This window comes from Pseudomonas sp. PA15(2017), assembly GCF_001945395.1.
In the GTDB taxonomy this organism is placed as follows: domain Bacteria; phylum Pseudomonadota; class Gammaproteobacteria; order Pseudomonadales; family Pseudomonadaceae; genus Aquipseudomonas.
The window spans coordinates 134,106-155,053 of the sequence record NZ_MSXV01000058.1 but is presented as its reverse complement, the minus strand read 5'-3'; the positions used below and the strand labels follow the sequence as shown (position 1 = coordinate 155,053).

Annotated in this window: 27 protein-coding genes and 3 pseudogenes; 7 read left to right on the top strand and 23 right to left on the bottom strand. The window is 62.0% G+C overall.

Going from position 1 to position 20,948, the window contains the following annotated elements; translation table 11 throughout:
- Nucleotides 1–7: 7 nt before the first annotated feature.
- Nucleotides 8–175, bottom strand: coding sequence for a periplasmic nitrate reductase, NapE protein (gene napE, locus BVH03_RS22430; RefSeq protein WP_075963257.1), 168 nt, complete (start codon nt 173–175; stop codon nt 8–10).
- Between the two features lie 283 nt (nt 176–458).
- Between napE and BVH03_RS22425 the strand changes: the two genes are divergently transcribed.
- From BVH03_RS22425 to BVH03_RS22405, 5 genes are all read left to right on the top strand, one after another.
- Nucleotides 459–1,067: an outer membrane protein gene (locus BVH03_RS22425; protein WP_075963551.1), complete on the top strand. Its 609-nt coding sequence runs from the start codon at nt 459–461 to the stop codon at nt 1,065–1,067.
- Between the two features lie 201 nt (nt 1,068–1,268).
- Nucleotides 1,269–1,946, top strand: a complete 678-nt coding sequence (locus tag BVH03_RS22420; RefSeq protein WP_075963256.1) for a response regulator — start codon at nt 1,269–1,271, stop codon at nt 1,944–1,946.
- Nucleotides 1,943–3,313: an ATP-binding protein gene (locus BVH03_RS22415; protein WP_075963255.1), complete on the top strand. Its 1,371-nt coding sequence runs from the start codon at nt 1,943–1,945 to the stop codon at nt 3,311–3,313. The genes BVH03_RS22420 and BVH03_RS22415 overlap by 4 nt, the downstream gene beginning before the upstream one ends.
- A gap of 279 nt (nt 3,314–3,592) precedes the next feature.
- The gene (locus BVH03_RS22410; RefSeq protein WP_075963254.1) at nt 3,593–4,921 is read left to right on the top strand and encodes a dicarboxylate/amino acid:cation symporter; all 1,329 of its coding nucleotides are present in this window, start codon (nt 3,593–3,595) and stop codon (nt 4,919–4,921) included.
- A gap of 232 nt (nt 4,922–5,153) precedes the next feature.
- Nucleotides 5,154–5,336 carry a hypothetical protein gene (locus BVH03_RS22405; RefSeq protein ID WP_075963253.1) on the top strand — a complete coding sequence of 61 codons (183 nt, stop codon included), beginning with the start codon at nt 5,154–5,156 and terminating at the stop codon, nt 5,334–5,336.
- A gap of 380 nt (nt 5,337–5,716) precedes the next feature.
- On the opposite strand, the gene BVH03_RS22400 is transcribed toward BVH03_RS22405, so the two are convergent.
- From BVH03_RS22400 to BVH03_RS27035, 8 genes and pseudogenes are all read right to left on the bottom strand, one after another.
- Nucleotides 5,717–5,992 carry a hypothetical protein gene (locus BVH03_RS22400; protein WP_143486047.1) on the bottom strand — a complete coding sequence of 92 codons (276 nt, stop codon included), beginning with the start codon at nt 5,990–5,992 and terminating at the stop codon, nt 5,717–5,719.
- 137 nt (nt 5,993–6,129) lie between these two features.
- Nucleotides 6,130–6,459, bottom strand: a complete 330-nt coding sequence (locus tag BVH03_RS22395) for a hypothetical protein (protein ID WP_075963251.1) — start codon at nt 6,457–6,459, stop codon at nt 6,130–6,132.
- The gene (locus tag BVH03_RS22390) at nt 6,456–6,869 is read right to left on the bottom strand and encodes a hypothetical protein (RefSeq protein WP_075963250.1); all 414 of its coding nucleotides are present in this window, start codon (nt 6,867–6,869) and stop codon (nt 6,456–6,458) included. Before BVH03_RS22390 ends, BVH03_RS22395 begins: the two co-directional genes overlap by 4 nt.
- Nucleotides 6,866–7,084: a hypothetical protein gene (locus tag BVH03_RS22385; RefSeq protein ID WP_075963249.1), complete on the bottom strand. Its 219-nt coding sequence runs from the start codon at nt 7,082–7,084 to the stop codon at nt 6,866–6,868. The genes BVH03_RS22390 and BVH03_RS22385 overlap by 4 nt, the downstream gene beginning before the upstream one ends.
- Nucleotides 7,081–7,854: an ASCH domain-containing protein gene (locus BVH03_RS26670; RefSeq protein ID WP_218189567.1), complete on the bottom strand. Its 774-nt coding sequence runs from the start codon at nt 7,852–7,854 to the stop codon at nt 7,081–7,083. The genes BVH03_RS22385 and BVH03_RS26670 overlap by 4 nt, the downstream gene beginning before the upstream one ends.
- On the bottom strand, nt 7,851–8,591 hold the full coding sequence (locus BVH03_RS22375) for a hypothetical protein (protein ID WP_075963248.1): 741 nt from the start codon (nt 8,589–8,591) through the stop codon (nt 7,851–7,853). The genes BVH03_RS26670 and BVH03_RS22375 overlap by 4 nt, the downstream gene beginning before the upstream one ends.
- Before the next feature lie 11 nt (nt 8,592–8,602).
- Nucleotides 8,603–8,944 carry a hypothetical protein gene (locus BVH03_RS22370; protein ID WP_075963247.1) on the bottom strand — a complete coding sequence of 114 codons (342 nt, stop codon included), beginning with the start codon at nt 8,942–8,944 and terminating at the stop codon, nt 8,603–8,605.
- 620 nt (nt 8,945–9,564) lie between these two features.
- Nucleotides 9,565–9,750 (bottom strand): annotated as a pseudogene (locus BVH03_RS27035) (hypothetical protein); the annotation flags it as partial.
- A gap of 444 nt (nt 9,751–10,194) precedes the next feature.
- On the opposite strand from BVH03_RS27035, the gene BVH03_RS22360 reads away from it, so the two are divergent.
- A complete protein-coding gene (locus BVH03_RS22360; RefSeq protein WP_075963245.1) occupies nt 10,195–10,428 on the top strand; it encodes a hypothetical protein in 234 nt (77 codons plus the stop codon).
- Between the two features lie 11 nt (nt 10,429–10,439).
- Here BVH03_RS22360 and BVH03_RS22355 read toward each other — a convergent pair whose 3' ends face one another.
- Nucleotides 10,440–10,622, bottom strand: a complete 183-nt coding sequence (locus BVH03_RS22355) for a hypothetical protein (RefSeq protein WP_075963244.1) — start codon at nt 10,620–10,622, stop codon at nt 10,440–10,442.
- 148 nt (nt 10,623–10,770) lie between these two features.
- On the opposite strand from BVH03_RS22355, the gene BVH03_RS22350 reads away from it, so the two are divergent.
- Complete coding sequence (locus BVH03_RS22350) at nt 10,771–11,046, top strand: hypothetical protein (RefSeq protein WP_143486046.1); 276 nt, start codon at nt 10,771–10,773, stop codon at nt 11,044–11,046.
- 34 nt (nt 11,047–11,080) lie between these two features.
- Here BVH03_RS22350 and BVH03_RS22345 read toward each other — a convergent pair whose 3' ends face one another.
- From BVH03_RS22345 to BVH03_RS22285, 13 genes and pseudogenes are all read right to left on the bottom strand, one after another.
- The gene (locus tag BVH03_RS22345) at nt 11,081–11,305 is read right to left on the bottom strand and encodes a hypothetical protein (RefSeq protein WP_075963242.1); all 225 of its coding nucleotides are present in this window, start codon (nt 11,303–11,305) and stop codon (nt 11,081–11,083) included.
- Nucleotides 11,302–12,099 (bottom strand): hypothetical protein, encoded by a 798-nt coding sequence (locus BVH03_RS22340; RefSeq protein WP_075963241.1) that lies wholly within the window; start codon nt 12,097–12,099, stop codon nt 11,302–11,304. The genes BVH03_RS22345 and BVH03_RS22340 overlap by 4 nt, the downstream gene beginning before the upstream one ends.
- Nucleotides 12,096–14,651: a DNA methyltransferase gene (locus BVH03_RS22335; protein ID WP_075963240.1), complete on the bottom strand. Its 2,556-nt coding sequence runs from the start codon at nt 14,649–14,651 to the stop codon at nt 12,096–12,098. Before BVH03_RS22335 ends, BVH03_RS22340 begins: the two co-directional genes overlap by 4 nt.
- Nucleotides 14,648–15,409, bottom strand: a complete 762-nt coding sequence (locus tag BVH03_RS22330) for a hypothetical protein (RefSeq protein WP_075963239.1) — start codon at nt 15,407–15,409, stop codon at nt 14,648–14,650. Before BVH03_RS22330 ends, BVH03_RS22335 begins: the two co-directional genes overlap by 4 nt.
- Nucleotides 15,406–15,615, bottom strand: coding sequence for an Arc family DNA-binding protein (locus BVH03_RS22325; protein WP_075963238.1), 210 nt, complete (start codon nt 15,613–15,615; stop codon nt 15,406–15,408). The genes BVH03_RS22330 and BVH03_RS22325 overlap by 4 nt, the downstream gene beginning before the upstream one ends.
- Nucleotides 15,608–15,799, bottom strand: a pseudogene (locus tag BVH03_RS27030) (DNA translocase FtsK); the annotation flags it as partial. The pseudogene BVH03_RS27030 and the gene BVH03_RS22325, both read right to left, overlap by 8 nt.
- 57 nt (nt 15,800–15,856) lie before the next feature.
- A pseudogene (gene yejK / locus BVH03_RS22315) lies at nt 15,857–16,852 on the bottom strand (nucleoid-associated protein YejK); the annotation flags it as partial.
- 10 nt (nt 16,853–16,862) lie between these two features.
- Nucleotides 16,863–17,783, bottom strand: coding sequence for a recombination-associated protein RdgC (rdgC, locus tag BVH03_RS22310; protein ID WP_075963237.1), 921 nt, complete (start codon nt 17,781–17,783; stop codon nt 16,863–16,865).
- A gap of 11 nt (nt 17,784–17,794) precedes the next feature.
- Nucleotides 17,795–18,193 (bottom strand): hypothetical protein, encoded by a 399-nt coding sequence (locus BVH03_RS22305; RefSeq protein WP_075963236.1) that lies wholly within the window; start codon nt 18,191–18,193, stop codon nt 17,795–17,797.
- Nucleotides 18,194–18,207: 14 nt separating this feature from the next.
- Nucleotides 18,208–18,792: a 3'-5' exonuclease gene (locus BVH03_RS22300; protein WP_075963235.1), complete on the bottom strand. Its 585-nt coding sequence runs from the start codon at nt 18,790–18,792 to the stop codon at nt 18,208–18,210.
- 71 nt (nt 18,793–18,863) lie between these two features.
- Nucleotides 18,864–19,874 (bottom strand): hypothetical protein, encoded by a 1,011-nt coding sequence (locus tag BVH03_RS22295; protein ID WP_075963234.1) that lies wholly within the window; start codon nt 19,872–19,874, stop codon nt 18,864–18,866.
- Nucleotides 19,875–19,879: 5 nt separating this feature from the next.
- Nucleotides 19,880–20,659 carry a hypothetical protein gene (locus BVH03_RS22290; protein WP_075963233.1) on the bottom strand — a complete coding sequence of 260 codons (780 nt, stop codon included), beginning with the start codon at nt 20,657–20,659 and terminating at the stop codon, nt 19,880–19,882.
- Between the two features lie 10 nt (nt 20,660–20,669).
- Nucleotides 20,670–20,927: an AlpA family transcriptional regulator gene (locus BVH03_RS22285; RefSeq protein WP_075963550.1), complete on the bottom strand. Its 258-nt coding sequence runs from the start codon at nt 20,925–20,927 to the stop codon at nt 20,670–20,672.
- Nucleotides 20,928–20,948 lie beyond the last annotated feature (21 nt).

The window sequence follows — 20,948 nt, the reverse complement described above, 5'->3', positions numbered from 1 at the left end:
AGGTGAATCAGTTGGGTGGGCCGGGCGGGCCGAAGAGCATCTGCAGGAACCAGACGGCGAAGCCGTAGGCGCCGACGAGGGCCACGGAAAGCAGCGGGAAGAGGAATATCACCAGGAATACAAACAGCCGGCGTTCGCGGCGTTTGCCCCCGGTGTCTTCGGATGGGCTAGGCATGGGCAGGTCTTCATCGGTCAGGCGTGTGCATGTGCCGTCATCGCGGGCTGCCGTGTTGGCAACCTGACGGTCTCTGGTCGTTAAGCCCGACCTTAGTCGCACTGGCCGGCGGGGTATTGACCCTGGTCAATGTCCGGGCCATTACGGCGTGGCAGGCGGTGAAAAAGCCTGCTGGCCGATCGTTCAGGCAAGGTTCAGCAAAGGTTCAGGAAGGGTTCAGTCGATAGCGTGCAGGATGACCCTCGAGTTCTTCACTAACCACTGGCATTCGAGAGGCATCTCCATGAAAGCGACTCTGACCAAACTGGCTCTGGCGACTTCCCTGGTATTCGGCGCGGCCGCTACCGCCCACGCCGACAACAACTTCGCCGGCTTAACCTGGGGCCAGACCAGCAACAACATCCAGAAATCCTCGGCGCTCAATGCCAACCTGGGTGACCCGAACTTCGACAGCGTGATCAACAGCACCAGCACCTGGGGTGTGCGCGCCGGCCGACAGAACGATGTCGGTCGTTACTACGCCACCTACGAGCGCATGTCCGGCAGCAACAACGGCTACAAGCTGCGCCAGCAGAATCTGCTCGGCAGCTATGACGCCTTCCTGCCGCTGAACAACAACGGCACCAAGGTGTTCGGCGGTGGTACCCTGGGTCTGGTCAAGCTGGAGCAGAACAGCCCGGGTGTCTCGCGTGACACCAATGTCGGGTATGCTGCCGGTCTGCAGGCAGGCCTGTTGCAGGAAGTCAACGACAGCACCTCCATCGAAGGTGGCTACCGTTATCTGCGCACCAATGCCAACACCGAATTCGCCCCGCACGGTCAGGGCAAGGTCGGCTCCCTGGACCTGCATAGCAGCGGTCAGTGGTACCTGGGCGCCAACTACAAGTTCTAAGGCACCCTAATCAGCTGTGCGTCGGCCCTGCGCCGTTAAGAACAGGCTTGAAATGCTCATGTACGAAAGTACAGTCGCCTGCGACTCCGACCGTTTCTCGCCTGTTCTTGCGGGGCCGCCTAGGCCTTGCAGAGCTTTAGCTCGCAAGATTATTGAATCAATGAGTTTCTTGCCGTTTCATAACGAAGAGGGCATGCAACGATGAAATTGCTGGTCGTGGAGGATGAAGCGCTGCTGCGCCATCATCTGTATACCCGACTCGGCGAACAGGGCCACGTGGTGGACGCGGTCGCCAACGCCGAGGAAGCGCTGTATCGCGTCGATGAGTACCACCATGATCTGGCAGTGATCGATCTCGGCCTGCCGGGCATCAGCGGGCTGGATCTGATCCGCCAACTGCGCAGTCGCGACAAGACCTTTCCCATCCTGATTCTCACCGCGCGCGGCAACTGGCAGGACAAGGTCGAGGGCCTGGCCTCCGGCGCCGACGATTACGTGGTCAAACCCTTTCAGTTCGAAGAGCTCGAGGCGCGCCTCAACGCGCTGTTGCGCCGCTCTTCCGGCTTTATCCAGTCGACCATCGAGGCCGGTCCATTGCTGCTCGACATGAACCGCAAACAGGCGCTCATCGAGGGCGCGGGCATGGGGCTGACCGCCTACGAGTACCGCATCCTCGAGTACCTGATGCGCCACCACCAACAGGTGGTGCCCAAGGAGCGGTTGATCGAGCAGCTGTATCCCGATGACGAAGAACGTGACCCCAACGTCATCGAAGTGCTGGTTGGCCGCCTGCGGCGCAAGCTGGAGAATGCGAGCGGCTTCAAACCGATCGAAACGGTGCGCGGCCAAGGCTATCTGTTCACCGAGCGCTGCCGATGACCTCAGGCTTTGGCCGATTGAGAGCGCGCTGGGTTTCCTCCCTGCGCCTGCGCCTGATGCTCGGCAGCACGGTGATCGCTGTGCTGTTCATGGCGGCGCTGCTGCCAGCCTTGCAGGGTGCTTTCCTGATCGCCCTGGAAAAATCCGTGGAGAAGCGCCTGGCCGCCGATGCCGGTGCGTTGATCTCCGCCGCCCGCACCGACGATGGCGAGCTGCGCATGCCCAGCAAGCTGCCGGACGAGGAATTCGATCTACCCGACGCCCAGTTGCTGGGCTTTATCTACGACCGCGACGGGAACTTGGTGTGGCAGTCCTCGTCGACGCGGGACATCTCCGTGTCCTACTTGCCAAGCTACGATGGGCGCGGCGACGAGCTGCTGCGTACCACCGATCGTCAAGGCCGCGATTTCTACCTCTATGACGTCGAGATCAAGCTGCTGCGCGGGAAAAGCGCAGCGTTCAGCATCGTCACCCTGCAGCCGGCCAGCGATACCCTGGTGCTTTTCAACGATTTCACCAAGCAGCTCTACCTGTGGCTCGGTGGGGCCTTGCTGCTGCTCCTGGGGCTGTTGTGGTTCGGGCTGACCTGGGGCTTTCGCAGCCTGCGTGGGCTGCGTGAGGAGCTGGACGAAGTGGAGAGCGGTACCCGCGATCGGCTGAGCGACGAGCACCCGCGCGAGTTGCTGCGCCTGACCGGCTCGCTGAACCGCCTGCTCGACAGCGAGCGCCAGCAGCGTGAGCGCTACCGGCATTCCCTCGATGATCTGGCGCACAGCCTGAAGACGCCACTGTCGGTGCTGCAGGGGGCGGCGGAGGTGATCGCCGCCAAGCCGGAGAACCGTGAGCAGTCACAGATTCTTCAGGGGCAGATCGAGCGCATGAGCCAGCAGATCGGCTATCAGCTGCAGCGCGCCAGCCTGCGCAAGAGCGGCCTGGTTCGCCATCGGGTACAGTTCGCCAGGGTAGTTGACAACCTCTGCGAGGCGCTCGACAAGGTCTACCGGGACAAGCAGGTAAACGTGCAGCGTCAGTTCGATGCCTGGCTGGAAATTCCCATGGAGCGCGCCGCGCTGCTCGAGCTGCTCGGCAACCTGCTGGAGAACGCCTACCGCCTGTGCCTGGGCCAGGTGCGCATCAGTGCCCGAATCGAAGGAGACACCTGTCAGCTCTGCGTAGAAGACGACGGGCCGGGCGTGCCGGTGGATCAGCGTGAGCGCATCCTGCGCCGTGGCGAGCGCCTGGACGCCCAGCACCCGGGGCAGGGCATTGGTACCGCGGTGGTCAAGGACATCATCGAAAGCTACGAAGGCGAGCTTTTTCTCGAGGAGTCCGAGCTGGGGGGTGCGGCCTTTCGGGTGCGCATCTGATTGCCTTGGGCTGCTTTGGTGGGAATCCGCCACGCCCGCGCGAGGCCCGTGCGGAAAACCGCCATTGGCGGCGTGAGTACGCCTGGGGTTTTCTTTAAAGTCCCGCTATATCAAAGGTTTATCCGAAAATTTCTTGTATGGCATGACGCTTGCTTTTGCAGCGTCAAGGTCGCGCTAGCGTCCTACTAACAAATCCCTCCAGGTCAGGAGGGTTGGCGCCTAAACAAGAAAGGTGGTGCGGACGTCGCTGGATGTCAGCCGCACCCATGAGGATTCACCATGACTGCCACAACGAACGATGTTGTCCGTCAACCGTTCTATAAAATGCTCTATGTCCAGGTGTTGGCTGCCATCACCATCGGCATTCTCCTCGGTCACTTCTACCCTGAAACCGGTGTTGCCCTCAAACCGCTTGGCGATGGTTTCGTCAAGCTGATCAAGATGGTCATCGCCCCCATCATTTTCTGTACAGTGGTCAGCGGCATCGCCGGCATGCAGGACATGAAGGCGGTCGGCAAGACCGGCGGCTATGCACTGCTGTATTTCGAGATCGTTTCCACCATCACCCTGATCATCGGTCTGGTCGTGGTCAACGTGGTGCAGCCAGGTGTCGGCATGCACGTCGACCCGAGCACGCTGGATGCCAGCAAGATCGCTGCCTATGCCCAGGCGGGTGAAGCGCAGAGCACCATCGGCTTCCTGCTCAACGTGATTCCGTCCACAGTGGTCGGTGCGTTCGCCAACGGCGACATCCTGCAGGTGCTGTTCTTCTCGGTGATCTTCGCCTTCGCACTGCAGCGCATGGGTGAGTTCGGTCGCCCGGTGCTCGAGTTCATCGATCGCATCGCTCACGTCATGTTCGGCATCATCAACATGATCATGAAGCTCGCGCCCATCGGTGCTTTCGGTGCCATGGCCTTCACCATCGGTCAATACGGTGTCGGCTCGCTGGTGCAACTGGGTCAGTTGATGCTGTGCTTCTACATCACCTGCTTCTTCTTCGTGCTAATCGTGTTGGGCGGCATCTGCCGTGCCCATGGCTTCAGCGTCCTGCGCCTGATCCGTTACATCCGCGAAGAGCTGATGATCGTGCTGGGTACTTCGTCGTCGGAGTCGGCCCTGCCACGCATGCTGACCAAGATGGAAAAACTCGGTGCCAACAAGTCGGTCGTCGGCCTGGTGATCCCTACCGGTTACTCCTTCAACCTTGACGGTACCTCGATCTACCTGACCATGGCGGCGGTGTTCATCGCCCAAGCCACCGATACCCCGATGGACATCACTCACCAGATCACCCTGCTGCTGGTACTGCTGGTGGCCTCCAAGGGCGCTGCTGGCGTGACCGGTAGTGGCTTCATCGTTCTGGCTGCCACTCTGTCTGCCGTCGGCCACCTGCCGGTTGCCGGCCTGGCGCTGATCCTGGGTATCGACCGCTTCATGTCCGAAGCTCGCGCGCTGACCAACCTGGTCGGTAACGGCGTTGCCACCATCGTGGTCGCCAAGTGGTGCAAGGAGCTGGACGAAGACACCCTGCAGCGCGAGCTGGCTTCCGGTGGTCGCCCGGACGTAGTGGCCGTACCTGCCGACAACGTTGGCAAGGCTTCCTGATAGAAATGTCGTCGACCTTCCCGGCAGGGAAGGTCTCCTGGCCCGCCCTTGTGGCGGGCTTTTTTTATGGGCGGCCGAAAAACCGCGGGCTGGCACCTCGCCTCTAGGCCACCTGTTCTATTGAGCCAGGCCCGGTCCTGCAGGAGCATTTCCGGGCGGGTGGCGTGTCATGAGCTGGATGGCTGCGGTGCGATGCGTTGCCCATCAATCCTGGATCGATGGAGAGGTTTCCATGAAAAACATGAAGAAGATGGGTTCACGCCGCTTGGGGCTGGCGGCAGCATTGCTGGCCGGTATCGCATTCAGTGGCACCGCCAGTGCCTGGACGTTCGAGCATGGCTGGAGTTGCCAGAACAAGTGGTATCAGATGGGGCTGATCGAGCTGGTTGCCTGCGGTGGTGGAGGCGAGGGCTGATACGCCTGGAGCCGGGTCGCAATGTTCGACCCGGTAATGCCATTCAAAGCCCGCTGAGCGGGCTTTTTCATGTTTGGTGGCACGGGTGCGGTGGCGAACGATTGGCAGGGGAGTGGTGCTGCTTAAAGCGGGAGATGGATGCAAAGGTGCCAATACGAAAAAACCGGCCGCGAGGGCCGGTTTTTTAAGGATTTGGTCGAGAGACAGGATTCTAACGTCTTTCCTAAACAGCTGATTTTACTCGTTCTTTTCGATGGTTAAAAAAGTCGGCATACCAACTGGCATACCATTTGATTTTCGCGCCTATTCATACTGTCTCAGCCGGCCCGTGAGGCCAGCCTGAGCCTACAAAAATATTTCGCGCGCAACCACCTGAATCCTCATCTTTGCTCGCGCAGCCGGTTGATCGACTCCTGAGCCTCGAAGCTCACAGCCTCACGAGTATCGGTGATGATGTACAGGATCTCGCTGCACACGTGATTCGTGTCGGCGCCGGCCAGCAGGTCGGCGACCTTCGTTTCGATCTTATTGAGCCCATTGGTCGCCAGCTGCGCTGTGTCGACGGCGGTGATCAGGTCGTGATGATGAGTGCCTATAATTCTGTCCTTACGTCTGGTGGTTGCATTAACCATAACGGCCGAGATCGAATCGCCCACTGAATCTGCAATTTTTTTCTCTGCCGGGTTACACACCAGCCTACCGGCACTCTGGAATATGCAACCCCTATCTAGAATGGGGTTCTCCGGGCAGGTTGTCTTCGGACAAAAGTCCGAATCTGCTGCACGGATCTGGCTCAGGAAGGCTCGTCGTCCTGGGCGAGGTAGGTTTCCATCATGCTGTCGATGGGAATCCACATGGCCTGGCGCCGCTTGCCGGTGTGCCCGCACTCGCTGCAACCGGCATTGCCGTGCGATCCCATGCACCCGCAGTCACACGAGCAGCCGCTGCAGGTGTCGGTCCACTCCGCTAAGTCGTGAACGATGCCGCGGATGATCGCGAAGTTCTTGCGGCGATCGAGCCGGTGCCCGGCCAGGGCCTCGGCTTCTTCATAGGTGGCGGGGTGGTCTATCGGTGGCCACGGCTTGCTTTCCGGAAACTCCCGCCTGACGACAGTCCCGCTCATCCCGCGGCCCTCCAGTTGATCGGCTTGGTGTTCTCGCAGTGCTGGCACTTCCAATGCCGCGCGCCGGGCTCGCCAGCGAGGTGCATGTTCTTGTAGTGGCAGCGCGGTGCGTCCTGCAGGCGCTGCTCGAAGGGTTGGCCAGGCAGGATGCCCATGGCATCGGTGCCGTCTTGCACGATGGCGTTCGCGGTGCGCAGCACCTGGTCATCGCTCGGGGTCTGGGCGAGGTTGGCCATCCTCTGGCGGTACTCGACCCGGACTTTGTCACGCATGTGGCGCGCCGCGTTGCGCACGGCCGCGGCGGTGCCGTGGATGCGCAGCACAAGGGCGAAGACGGTCACCACGTACAGATTGTCGTAGCGCGGTGTGGCGCTGCGCTCAAGCCAGCGGGGAAGGGTGACAGCTTTCATTTGTCGTAGCCCTCCATGCCTTTGGTGTAGTTGCTGCTGATCCTTCTAGCGATGCTGTCCAGGCGCTCGGCCATTCCCCACATGGCTTTGTTGTCTCGGCGAGAGACGACGGAAGAGCGGGCGACGTTGCGGCCAATCAGGATGCCGGCGGCACGGCGAATCAGCCATGCCTCCAGTTTGCGGCGCATGAAGCCGGAGTGCGGGATCAGCTTCATTGCTGGCGCTCCCCAGTTGTAAGCTGCTGGATTACAACTGCCGGCTCAGTATTGTGGATGCGTACCACGAAGCCTTCAGGATGGCTGTTGTCATCAACGAGCGCGTGAACTGGCCCGATTTTCGCCAGCGCAGCCTCCGTCGCAGTCGGGTTTTCTCGATGGGCCGCTTTGACGTGATCCAGCCAGATGCTTTCGCCGGTACCGCTCGAGTACCCATTGGAGTAGCTGCTGGTGGTCTCGGCTTCTTCCTTGGCGCGCTGCAAGAAAACCAGCGTGTTGCAGCAAGGACAGGCGTTGTCGCACTCGGACGGATCGTAGCCATCGTGGTCGGCATCCCACAGATAGCCGTCGCCGCGGCACTCCCAGGTTCCCCATTGGTAGGTGCAGATGGTCTCGCCGTTGACCAGGCTGGGGCCTTCGAAGAAGCCCAGCCGGCCTCTCATCGGCATGAAAGGCAGGGGCTTTGGGTCGCGCAGAACAAAGCCCTTATCGCCCATGTACCAGGGCGAGTCGCTGCGATCGAGCGAGTCGACCAGCTCGACCGATCCGATGATTCCGCCGCGCTGCAGATCCTCGAGTGGTGGAAGCAGTGTAGCGTTGGCCTGCAGTGCGAAGTCTCGGGCGAACTCGTATTCCTTGCGGGTCATGCCCTGGGCCGCGTGTACCAGGAAGCGGCCCCGGAATTTCGTATTCCAGGTGCGGTTTTCGAGGTCTTTCCCGCCGTGGATGATCAGCCAGGCCCAGGGCTGGCGAATGCTCAAAGCTTTCATGGCTGCTCTCCCTGCTGGGCGCGGTGGGCTGCCAGGGCGTGCTCTGCCTGCCTGCATGCGTGCACCCGGTAGTCGACATGGGGTATGTCTGGATGCGGGTAGTGCCTGACGATTTTCTCCAGTGCCTCAACCAGCCCGCTCACGTCCTGCGTTGCTGGCGGGGCGGCGTAAAGCGGAATCGAGCGAACTTCCAAGCTTCCTTTCCAATCAAGGGCGTCATTGATTGCCGAGTTAAAAGGTCGGTCGGAATATTGCTTTCGCCTTACGGTGCCGGTCCGCTCGAATGCTTCAATTAGATATCCAGCAGGCTTCTGCTCACCGCTTACAGGGTGCGGTGCGGCGGCTCGGTCACGGCGCTTGCGGAACTCGTAAATCATGGACTGGAGATTTATGAGCGCATCGGTCAGATCGCTCTCAGCATTGTTAACCGCCTCAAACGCTTCTTCAGAAGCATCACCATCATCACGCTCTTCGAAATCAATGCAGGCTTTCGAGTACGCCTGATAATCCGAGATTGCGGACTCTGCGGCGACCGCCATGTACTCGGCATGCTCGATAGCGTAATCCTGCGGAGTGCGCCCAGTTGCATCCGGGGCCACCACGCTGGCAGGCTGCTTGGCGTGGGCCTGATCCCACATATACCGAGCCAGCTCCTTGGTGCTCTCCCAGCCATTCTCTACCGCGTTCGAATAAGCGAGGTCGAACTGCGTGCGCTCTTGATAGTTGTTTTTAGTCATGGGTGTGGGCCTCAGGCGTATTGAAATTTGAGGTACTTGCCTTTCGGCAGGGGAATCCAGATCCACCCGTAGTGGTCATCACCAGCAGGGCAGCCACCGCTATGCTGGTCGATGTAGATGTATCGGAAGGCAGTGCCGGGCTCATCCTGTCGTCCGCCGCCGTGCGTATCCGTCAGTTCGAAATCGCACACGAAGTTGTCGTCGGCGTAGTCGATGAACTTCTCGATGCTGGCCAGCTTCCGCGGGCTGACCAGTTCAGCGACCTGGGCCATTACCTCGCGACGGTTTCTCTGCAGATCGGCATAGTGCTCGGCCATTGCGGCGGCGTAGTCGGCCTCAATCTGCGCGGTCATACCGCCTCTCCATCGCCGCCCTGGGCAGGCGTGCATACCGGGTCGTTCAGCATCGGCAGCCATCCGATGGGCTCGCCTTCGCCTTGCGTGAAATGGTCGTGCGACCAGCACCAGCCGGCGAACAGCCAGCGATCTTCGCCGTCGTTTTCGAAGTTATTGGCGCCGATGGTTGGGGCTTGGTCGGCGTCCTCGGTTGCATGCTCAGTGAACTCGACTAGCAGGCGCACCATCGTGCCGTCGCGCGGCGCTGTTGCCATGTCGCGCCAATGCGGGTCTTGATCTTCCTGAGCGCCGCAGACGGTGCAGACCAGAAGATGCAGGCCATCGTCCGTCCATTCGTGGTCGCAGTGATCGGCAGGCACAGCGCTGGCACACATCTCGCCAATAGCGAGAGTTGCGATTTCGAACGGCGCTTCACCCATCCTTGAGACCCTGCATATCTCGTTCAGAGCGTTTACCGCATCGTCCAGTTGCTGGCGCAGCGCTTCGACGCCGGCGGCGATCGGCCCCCAGCTCGGGATGCCGCCCAGGATCTCGCCGACTTCGCGGGTGATCGCCTGCTGGGTTTTCGCCTCGCCGGACCATACGCGGGCCTGCAGCAGGATGGCGTCGCGCTGGTTGATCAGGCGCTCTTTCTCTTCGCCCTCGGCGCGGCCTATATCCCAGAACTGTTTTCCCCGGTGGCCAGTCGGAGGCGGGTTCACGCCCTGCTTGCCGAACGCCAGGGCGCCGACAATGGTGTCGATCAGATCGCGCTTGTAGGCGTTGTCGCCGTCGATGCTCAGTCCCTCCCGGCGCATAGCGCTGAGGTTGGCATCAGTTGGGGTGACGCCGGCAAGCAGGTGCAGCTTGTGTTCGTGCTCCTGCTCGGCGAAGTACTTCCAATGCTCCAGCTCAGTGAATGGCGAGGGGATGACAACGGCCGAGACTGATATGCCGGGCGGCGTGCGCAGGGCGTTCAGCTCTGCGGCGTGGCGCTCCGCGTCGGCTCGATCATATGCTGGGTAAATCTCGTCGGGGCCCTGGGCGTGGACGGCGAAAAGCTGGGGGGCTGCGTGAGTACTGGTCATAGGTCACCTCGCCGCGCTGGCGGCAATAGTTGGTGTGGGATACTGGAAGGGCTGCAGGCCTGCTGGCGCGTCTGGCAAGTTGGGCTGGTGGGCCTGTAGCAATTTGGAAAAAGTTGTTGTGGCGGCATAGGAAAGGCGGCCTACACTCCGAGGAGGATCAACAACGAGAAGGAGCTCGACATGCCGATCAGCGCATCCGCATTCGCCGTCATCAACGAACCCATTACTCCTCAGAAAATCGCCCGCGATACAGGTCTCGATCTCAGTTTGATCAGGGACTGGGTAACACATGCCAAATCCTATGAGGACGGCAGCGGCTACCTGGTGTTCTTCAGGCCGGACACCCCGGGTGACGTGCGTGAGATGGTCCCGCGGCTGACGCCAACCAACCTGCTGATCGTGCTTGCAGCCTGAGCCGCTACCGGTCAGCGGTTCTGCCGCAGATCTGCCAGCTTCCGCGTCAAATCCATAGAGCAACGCTGCAGCGCGCCGGCTTCCACCGGCGTTCGTTTGCCGGCCGACTTCTTGCGGGCTGACCGCAACGCCCGGGCGGCGCGCAGGCAGCGGGTCAGTTCGAGAATCGTCAGATCGAGGGTGTGAGCTTTCATCGCGAGTCTCCTGAGGTGCTGGCAGGCAGTATCGGCATGCGCACACGCCGATGCGCCGGCCGGTGTGGCGGCAGTAGGTGGGGCAGTTGATGGCCAGGGCTGGAGTCAGCAGCCGGTCATCGGAGCGTGAGCACGGGCGGCGCAGGTCATGCAAGAATACTGTTTTTATATACAGTATTCCGCCATGAACTATGGACTTCCTCAATTTCAAGCTGTGACGAAAGACGAGCTCCGCCTGGTGTGGTCGGAGCAGCCGGACATGCGCCGCCTGGTGCTGGAAATCGAGCGGTACCGGCGCCTGCTTGCGGAAGCCGACAGGCTGTACCAGGCAACGCACGAAGCCTGGCGCAAGGAAACTGGCAGCAACCTGACCGCGCTCCACTGCATGAAGCTGCTGATGTCCGGAGAACGGAACAGGGCTTGACTGGCTGCGGGTCGTGATCATGGCTGCGGCTCCGTCAGCAGATCCGGCCCCGGGCTTTCGCCCTGGGCAGCGGCAGGTCGTGCTTGCGGAAGTACTCGCGCCGGGCGTCGAGCCAGGCCTTGTAGGCCCAGCCAGAACGCTCGCTGAAGGGGTACGAGTCATCGATCGCTTTGGCGATGCCGTGGGCGAACTTGCCCTCGGCCTCAGCCTGCTGGTGCACTGCGGTCATGTGCTCCCAGCTTCGGGCGTACCAGGTCATATTGCTTGATCCTGCTGAATGTCTGCCTCGGCCATCTCGCAGAAAAAGCTGCAGGCTGGAATGGCTTCGTTGCGGCGAATGGGGCCATCGGGAAGATCGCGAAGCGGGAAGCGCTCGCCCTTGCGAGGGCCTGAGCGATAACGCAGGAACCAAGAGCCCTGGCCAAGATCGTCTTGCACCTGGCACAGCGCTTCGAATTGCTCGGGAAAGTCAGCGCGGATGGCACGCCAGTAGCCTTCGCCACCCTTCACGCAGCCGATGCAGTTCGCGTTCTCGTAGCCCATTTGGTAGGTGATTGGCAGGGCGATACCTGCCCGGATGACCATCGCTTTGCAGTCTTCTTTGCCCAGGCCGAGGTCTATCAGCGGTGCGATGACTGGGCGATCGGGGTTTCGGTCACGAAAGTCGTCGAGGCGATCGGCTTCTTCGGCGGTGTAGCCGAGCACCATCACATCGCCTGGCTGTTTCCAAGCATCCAGCTGGCGACGTTTCAGTAGCTTGGTGCAGGGCGCTCCGTGCGGGCCTTTCATGTAACGCTCACGGCGAAAGACCTGGATGATGTCTGCGCCGTATTTTTCGTCAGCTAACACAGTGATATCGCGGCCGAGCCAGATCTGGCAGTCGGCCAGGAAGCGGCGATTGTCCACGTGCTCATTTGCCAGGAAAGCGTTGATGAACTGAACGTCGTGGGTAGCGCCGTATTGCGCCAAGGCTAGCTTGCCTGCCACTGCGGAGGCGGCGCCGCAGCTGAACTGCACCACAATGCGCGAGTCCGGCAGCACGATGCCTGTCATGCCGCACCATCCTGCTGCTCAGCATCGAGCAGGGCGAAGAGGTCGGGCATAGACATTTTCCGTTCGGCGCCCGCGCAGTAGGCGGCACCGTCGAGGAAGTAGGCGGGTGATAGCTCACAGGCACGGCCGTAGCGGCCAGAGAGGATGGCGCGGTAGGGTGTGCTCATGATCCCGCCGAACGGGTCGTAGACCACCTCAGCAGGCATGGTGTATTGCTCGATGCAGCGATCGATGATGTCGAACTGCAGGGGGCAGATATGCTGCTCCCGACCCTTGGCGGCTTGCAGGGTGTTCATCGTTAGCATGCGGGTGATGTCAGTCCACACGTCCGGGTGCCAGCTCTGCGGCTGCAACAGCATGAAGGTGCTGGGCAGCCAGCCCGACTTGTCGACCTGCTCGGCGATCTTCACGTCGTGGCGGAAGTCGTAGACGTTGTCGAGGCTGTGGCGCTTGTACATCTGGAAGATGGCGGCCTGGTCGAGGCCATCCAGATCCTCGGGCATCAGTGGGCGGTTACCGCTGGACTTCATGAAACCGTGCGCGTCGAACTGCCAGCGTGGGCGGGTGTAGGTTTCCTTGTCCTTGACCACCGGCAGGTCGGCGTAGCCGTTGCTGCGGTCGGTCGGCGGCTTGCGGAAGATCAGCAGGTACTCGGGCATGCCGGCGCCCTGGCGGGAACCGTCCTTGCACTGCTCAGTCCAGCCCAGACGGTAGGTCTGGTTGTTCTCGCGCACCACGTCGGTGGTGATGGTCTTGCGGGCCAGGAAGCCGAAGCCATGCTTGCGGAACGCCGCTACGCACTGATCGCTGAATGGGTCGACCACCTGGAAGCCCATTCCGGAGATGCCGCTGGGGGTGATGCGGTCTTTCACGTGGATGGCGGCGACGCGGCCGGGCTGCAGCACGCGCAGCAGCTCGGGGATCAGGAAGTCCATCTGCTTCCAGAAGTGCTCGGCGTCATCGGTGTGGCCGAAGTCGTTATAGCTAGGCGAGTACTCGTACTGGTTGCCGAAGGGGATGCTGGTGCAGATCAGGTGCACGCTGTCGGCCGCCATCTGCTGGGTTTCCAGCACGCAGTCATTGTTCACGATGGTGTAGCGCTCGCCGGAGGCCTCAACGCGCTGCACGCCGAGCGAGCGCGCAAGCTGGCTGGCCATGGCGGCATGGGCCAGGCCGAAGTCGCGGATAATCTGGGTCATTTTCTCAGCCTGCAGATTGTGCTGATTCCACTTGCGCTCGAGCTGGCGGCGGATGTCGCGCTCTGCTTCGGTGTAAATCAGGTCGATGCGGACGCGCTTGGTTTGGCCGAAGCGCTGGATGCGGTGGACGGCCTGGATGAAGTCGCGAAATTTGAAGCCGATCCCCAAGAACACGGCCTGGTGGCAATGGCGCTGGAAGTTGCACCCTGCGCCGGCGATCACGGGCTTGGCCGCCAGCTCGGGGAACTTGCCGTCGCTGAACTCGATGATCAGCTGCTCGCGATCGTCCAGTAGCTGGGTACCGAACACGCTGACCACGCCCGGGATAGCGGCCTCGATCGCGTGGCGCTCGGCTTCGAGGTCGTGCCAGATGATGCGGTGGGCATCGGGGTTCTCTGCGCGAATCTGCTGCAGGCGCTCGATTCGCCCGGGCAGGCTGTCGCGTTTGACCCTGGCCGCGTCCTGTACGCCGATCGCCGCGTTGGCGAACAGGCGGCCCTGGCCATCCTTCTCGGCGCCGGCCTGGCTGTGGTCGCTCGGCAGCTCGTGCCAATGCAGGTCGAGCTCAGGCAGCTTGTAGCCTTCATCGCTGAACCCCAGGTCGCTGGGCTTCTGAACGAACAGCGCCCAGCTGGCGACCCACAGCCAGAACTCTTCTTCCTTGTGCGGGTGGATGGTCAGGCTGTCGGCCTTCTCGCTGTTGCGCTTGAAGAACCGGGTCTTGGCAGCGCCAACGTCCATCACGCCCAGGTAAGCGGCATAGGCAAGCAGTTCGATGTAGTCGTTGGGCGATGGGGTCGCGGTGGCCACAAACCGGTACCGGATACCCTCGGACTTCACGCCTGCCTGGCGATCGTCGCCGGCGAACAGGCGCATGAACTCGCGGAAGGTCTTCGACCCGCCGAAACCGCGCAGGCAATCCGCTTCATCCAGGCTGGTGGCCACGAAGTGGCGAGGATCAAGCTTCCCGTCGCGCACGGTCTCGTAGTTGGTGAGATAGACGCCGGTGGCGTCCGCCTCCTCGATGCTACGGATGAAGCGTGGCGGCTCTGCCCAGCCCAGGCGCTCCACCGCGTCGCGGCGAAACTCCTGACGTACGCCCAGCGGGATGGTGATCAGGCCGCGGCCGCCGGCGTGCTCGGCAGCCAGGCGAACGGTTTCCAACTGGATAACGGTCTTGTGCAGTCCGAAGCTGGCGAACAGCGCGCGGCGACCGCCGGCCAGCAGCCAGGGCACGATAGCCCTGCAGTGCGGCTTCATGCGATCGCTCACGAGCTCCGGCTGGACGTCGAAGCCGTAGGTCGGCGCCACACAGACCTTATTCTCCAGAAACTTCTGATAGCAGGTGGTCATGCCGAAGCCTCCACCTTCACCCAGCCATCAGGCGTCTGCCGCATGCGGGGCTTAATCTTCGGTTTCGGAGCCGGCGCGGGAGCTTCCAAGAAGGCCGGAACGATGCTGTTGGGATAAAGGTCATCGCGCAGCGGCATGATGACCGCTACAAATCGTTCAATGAGCTCAGGGCAGGAGATGCGTGCGACGATCATTTCGCTCTCGCCCTGGACTTCGAATCGGATTGCCGAGCGTGATTTCAGGGCGCGCGGATCAATGATGCTGGCTGCATCGTTCACGGTGACCAGTAATGCGGGGTTGATTGGTGGGAAGCGTACAGGCGCTTCCTTCCTTTCCTTCGGAAGGACGCGCCGCCAGTCCGGAAACTTTGCGTCAATGATGGTTGTGCGGCAGGCGTGCAGGGCTGGCCAAGTGAACGGGTCTTTCGGCGGTTCCACCTCGTCGCTACCGGTCACGACGGCACCGTTGTTGGCGATCCACAGTTTCTTCGGTTCGCTGAGCTTCTTCGGATCACCCTTGGATTTGCAGGCTGAGATCAGCGAGCGCGGGATGTCGCCGACGATAATCGGTTGGTCGCACCATCCGTCCGGATCATGAATGACCACAATCCTCGCCCCGCAGGTGCCAACGATTACAACGCCGCTTTCCGAGTGTGGCTCTATAAGGACGCCGTTCAGGTAGTAGCGAACATCTTTCTTGGCTGCGAACAGTTCGGCGGCCGCGAAGTACTTTGGGTTAACACGAGCAAGGTACTTCACGGCTGAACCCCCTGGGCGGTGGCCGCAGCCTGCAGGGCGTCGAGCAGCAGGGCCTGGCGCACTTGGCCAGCCAGATGGGACTCAATTGCCCGAACAATTTCGGTGTTCATGCTGGTGTGCTGGTCGGCGGCCAGTTGCTCAACCTGGGCGCGCATGCCGTCCGGCAGGCGAACCACGAACTTGTCGGCAGTGCGAGAGTTAGCCATGGCGGATCACCTCACGTGCGCCGTGAGTGTTCATGGCGGTGACGATGCCCTCGGCTTCCATGCGCTCAATCAGGCGTGCGGCGCGGTTGTAGCCGATCTTCAGCTTGCGCTGAACGCTGCTGGTGCCGGCGCGGTTGCTTTCGCGCACGTGCTGCACTGCCTCCGCATACAGCGGATCATCGCCATCCGGCGCTGCGTCGCCGGCAACGTGCCCGCGCTGGGCGGTTTTCTCCGGCTCGGCGCGTTTGATCTGGTCGGCCAGTTGCTGCGGTACCTGGCGGATGGTCAGGATGCCGGCGGCCGCGTCGAACTCGACACGGTTGCCGAGCATGTGGGCTTCGAAGCTGATCGACAGGCCGTCGGTGCGACCGGTGAAGCGGCGGAACTGGGTGATGGTGCGTTTGTCCGCCGGAAATTCCGGGGACATGCCGTAATCCTTGTTGCGGATGAAGTCGTAGAAGGCCTGCGGCCGATCCTCGTCGACCAGGGCGGCCAGTTCTTCCAGGCTGATTGGCTCGCCCAGTTTGGCCTGGGCGCTGGCGTAGGCGACCAGAGTGTCGGTCTTGGCCAGGGCCTGCTCTTCAGCCAGATCCTCGCTTTCCACGAAGTCGCTGAATGCCTTGAGCAGGGTGCGGGTTTCGCTCGGCGCGTCGACGCCCTCCTGGCAGCCGATGAAGTCGCGGAAATAGTCGTTGATCCGGCGGCCGTTCTTTCCCTTGATGAACGAGATGTACTGGCGTGACTGCTTATTGTTCTGCCACTCGCTCAGGTTGATGCGTGCGGCCAGGTGCAACTGGTGCAGGTCGATGTGGTGGGCTGGTGCGATATCCAGGGCATCGGAGACCGTCACACCTTCGCTGTGGTGCAGCAGGGCGATCGCTAGGTATTCGGTCATGCCTTGCTGGTAGTGGGCAAAGAGCACGTGCCCGCCGGTGGACAGCGCGGATTCCTCCATCAACTTCTGCAGGTGTTCAATCGCCTGCCAGGTGAAGCCGGTGAAGTCCTGGCTGTCGGCCAGGTAGTTGCGCAGCCAGCCGCTGAGAGGGTAGGCGCCGGATTCCTCGTGGAACAGGCCCCAGGCCTTGCCCTGCTTGGCGTTGTATTGCTCGTTCAGGTCGGCCAGCAGGTTTTCCATAGCCTGCGACGCGAGTAGCTCGCCGTCGCGGGTGTGCAGAACCGAGGGGCTGCCGTCGGGCTTCTTGTCGATCCGGTGGATGATCGCGTGACAAATAGGCATGGCAGTCTCCTCAGATACCGGTAGGGATGTCTTCGCCGCCCAGCGCCTCGAGGAGGGCCGGCAGGAAGTCGCGGAAGGTGAGCATCATCAGGACGAAGGAGGCGTCGAACTGGCTGTCGGAGTCGTCGCCGCCGTCCTGGGTGGCCTGCTCTTGCAGCAGGTCTTCGAAGCGCAGGCGGCTGATGACCAGCTTGTCGTCGAGCACGAAGGACAGCTTGTCCTGCCAGGCCATCGACAGCTGGGTGACCTGCTTGCCGGCGTTCAGGTGCACCTGGATCTCTTCGCCGGTGAGGTCTTGGTGCTTGGCGGCGATGGAGCCGCCGTCTTCGTGGGTGTCGCGCAGGAACGCCTGGTCCAGCAGGTGGAAGTCGGCAGCGGCCTGTTGGGTTTTCAGCCAGTCGGTGAGGGTGGCCGAGGGGGCGATTTTCACGGTGATGGGGCGCACAGGCAGGCTGCCGAGCGCTTCACGCAGCGTCGACAACAGATCCTCGGCGGCCTTGGGGCTGCTGGAGTTGACCAGCACCAGGCCATCGGCCGGCATGATCGCGGCGAAGGTGGCCTTCTTGCGGGTGAACGCGCGGGGCATGAACGCCTGGACGATCTCGTCCTTGATCTGGTCGCGCTCCTTCCGGAAGACCTTGCGGTTCTGCTCGGCTTCGATTTCGTCGACCTTCTCGCGCACTGCCTCGGTGATCACGCTGCCGGGCAGCAGGCGTTCTTCCTTGCGGGCGGCGATCAGGAGAAAGCCCTGGGCTTCACGCACCAGGGGCGCGTCTTCGCCTTTGCCATTGGGCGACACGAAGCCATAGGTGGCCATTTCCTGGCTTTCACAGGGGCGGGCGGGCTTCTGGCGCAGGGCCTGTTCGAAGGTTGCTGTTGTGAGGTTGATAGCCTGGGTCAGGCGGTAGATCAGGAGGTTGCGGAACCACATGGCGATATTCCTCAGGCTACTTTGGCTTTGGTGACGAAGGTGATGGAGTGCTCGCGCTCCATGCGTGCGAGGCGGTCGCACCCGATCTGGAGTTGGCGAGAGGTGGCGTAGCGGGACATGCCAATGGCGGCCATGGCCTTGGCGCGCTCGACTAGTGCGCTGTCGTCGGCGGTGGTGCCGAACGGGCGGCCACCCTTGCGGGCAGCCTTCTGGGATTGCTCTTCACGGCGCGCCGGGGTGATGACGGTCATGCTCGAGGCCGTCCACTGGTGCTTGGTGAACGGGCGCTGCTCGATGGGTGACTCGACGACCTGCACGGCCCCAGCTTCGGCCAGCATTGCTGCCAGCCATTGGCGATCGGCTTCCTTGGATGACGGGGTCGGCAGGTTGAGTGTTGTGAGGTGGTGCATGGCGCTCTCCCTGGTCAAGCCGCGGCTGGCATGGCAACGCCCTGCAGGGCGAAGTAGATGCGGGCGCAGGCGAGGGCGTCAGGCATGGCGCGGTGCGCCTCGGTCAGGTCTTCGCCGGTGAGGTGCTTGTAGGCTTCGGCCAGGCTGGGCAACTTCTTGCCGGGCAGGTTCAGCACGGGGCGAGACTCGTAGCAGGTGCAGAACTTGGTGGTGGAAGTTTTGAATGAATCAGCCAGCTCCTTGCTGTGGTAGCGGGCGATGGCGATACGGGCGATGCGATCGTCGAAGGTGACGTTGTGGGCGGCGCGGATGCCAGCGCGGGCGTGGATAGCCAGGAAGCCGTCGAGAGCTTCGATTTCTGGGATGCCTTCGTCCATGGCCTGCTCCATGGTGATGCCATGGATAGCGATCATCTCCTCGCTGATCTCCCAGCCGGCCGGGCGGACGATGGCCTGGAAGCGGTCGATGATGTTGCCGGAGGCGTCGCACAGCAGGGCGGCGACCTCGACGATATGGGGCTGGTGGCCGGCTTCGCTCGGCTGTTTCCAGTCCGGGATGCCGGTAGTTTCGAAGTCGAAAACGTTGGTCGAATTGGTCATTTCAGTGACTCCAGGGTGTAGGAACCCCAACCCACGCCGGAAGGCCGGCGCGGCGGGTAATTCAGGGTTGGTTACGCGGCGTGGTTGACGGGCTGGGCAATGACGCCAGGCAGTTCCAGGGCGGCGCGCTTGTCGTTGGCCAGGCTGTCGAGTGCGAGCTGGTCGATGATCAGCAGATCCTCAGTGCCGTAGCCGGCGGCGATCGCTGCGATGAGGGCGGACTTGTCGGTGACGACGCCGCGCCACAGGTGGTTGTCCTGGGCGGTGCGCTTGGCGAGGCCTGGCTCGGTGGCTGCTGCCTTCGCTTCAACTCCGGTAACCGGTGCCGGGCTTGCTGAGGTGGGAGCGGCTGGCTGCAGGGCAGCGCGCTCGCGCTCGAGCTGCTCGCGCTGCAGGCGCATTTCTTCCTGCTGCCGCTGGATCTCCTGCTGCTGGCGCTGCATTTCGGCCTGCTGCTCGTCGAACTTGCGTTGCAGTTCAGCGCGCTCGGCCTCTGCCTTCTGGCGCGCCTCCTCGGCAACCTCGAACTCCAGGCGGTCGGCCAGCATCTGGGTCAGCTCGTCCAGGGCGGCCTGGCGCGCGGCTACGGCTTCTTTAGTCAGGTCGTAGAAGTCGTGCATCGCGTCGATCTCGCCCACACGATCGAGCATGTCAGTGATTTCCTGGCTCGACTTGCCGCGCACTTGGCCGGGCATGGCCACGATGGCGTCGACCTTCTTCTGCAGGCGCGCGATACGCTCCTGGCGCTCGCGCTCGATGCGGTCGTCCACTACCTTCTTGGCGGCCTTCATCGGATCTTCCAGGGCAACGAGCGCGGCGGTGATACGCTTGGCTTCGTCATCGAGGATGCGGCCGGCCTTCAGGTGCGGCTCTTTGGCGGCCTTGCGGGCGGCTTCGAGTTTGGTGCGCAGCCCGGTCAGTTCCTTGATGCCATCCTTCACGAAGGCATAGCCTTCATCGGTGTTGGCGTCGGGCACGGTCTGGTACTTCTCGCGCAGGCTGGCAAGGGCTGCGTCGGTTTTGCTGTACTCGGCAATGTTGACTTTGCCGGTGTTCAGATCCACGTCATTGGCGATGGTCATGGCGGTTACTCCGGTTGGGTGAGGCGTGCGGTTGGGTATTTCTCGTCGAGGAAGGCCATGCGCTCTGCCGCCGCCTCGTTGATGCGTTGCTCGATGTCGCTTGGGTCGTAGTTCACGACCTCAGCTTTTTCGCGGGCCGTGGCGCAGATCCTTTTGCGGAGCGCTTCCAAGGCGCGCTGGTTGTTGGCCTTGGCCAGGATCTGGATCTGGGTGTCGATCCAGATGCGGAACTCCGATTTGGCCTCGTTCATCACCTCTTGGGCGCCGTGTTCTCCGGCTTCCTCAAGGCGCTGTTTCAGCTTCAGGCCTTCGAGATAGACCTCGTCTTCGAACATCCCAAGGTGCACGTCGGCGCTGAAGCCGAGCATGCTCAGGCACTTCTTGATGGCGTCAGTCAGGCTCTTCTTGGGCGCGTCAAAGTCGGTGAACGCCCCGTACTGGCTTTTGCGAACGAAAGGGGTGTGGCCGTAATGGATAACGTGGTTACGCTTGCCACCGCGGACGTACCAGAGCTTGATCTGGATGGTGTGCACCTGCTCGCGGCCCACCACCTCGCCATCTTTGCCAGTAATTGGCGCGCCTTCGTCGAAGCGGTCGACCAGAATCTCGTAGCCCCAGCCCTTACCGATCGGGCCGAACATCTCAGTGGCGCGCTGCACCAGGTACAGACCGTTGATGCTGGTGACCGGGCGGCCGTCCAGCTGCTGAGTCTTGGTGTACTTGGTGTCGGTCGTCTTCACCGCATCCCACATCTGCATGTGGGGGCTGCTCTTTTCCTGGGCCATGGTGGTTCTCCTATGCCGCGGCGCTTTGGTCGGTGTGGCCAGCGACAGTGCGGCCGTTGATGCGTTGTGCGATCCAGGCTTCGATCTCGTCGAGCAGCCAGCCGACAGGGGCTTGGCGGGCTTCCGAGTCGCCGATGGAAATCGACTTGGGGAACGTGCCGGCCGCCATGCGGCGATAGATCGTTGCGCGAGAGAGGCCGGTCTTTTTCATCACTTCAGGCAGGCGGATGATCGTTTTGCCTGTCAGATCCGGTGTGGCTGTTGTCATGCTGGTCACCAACTGGCGATG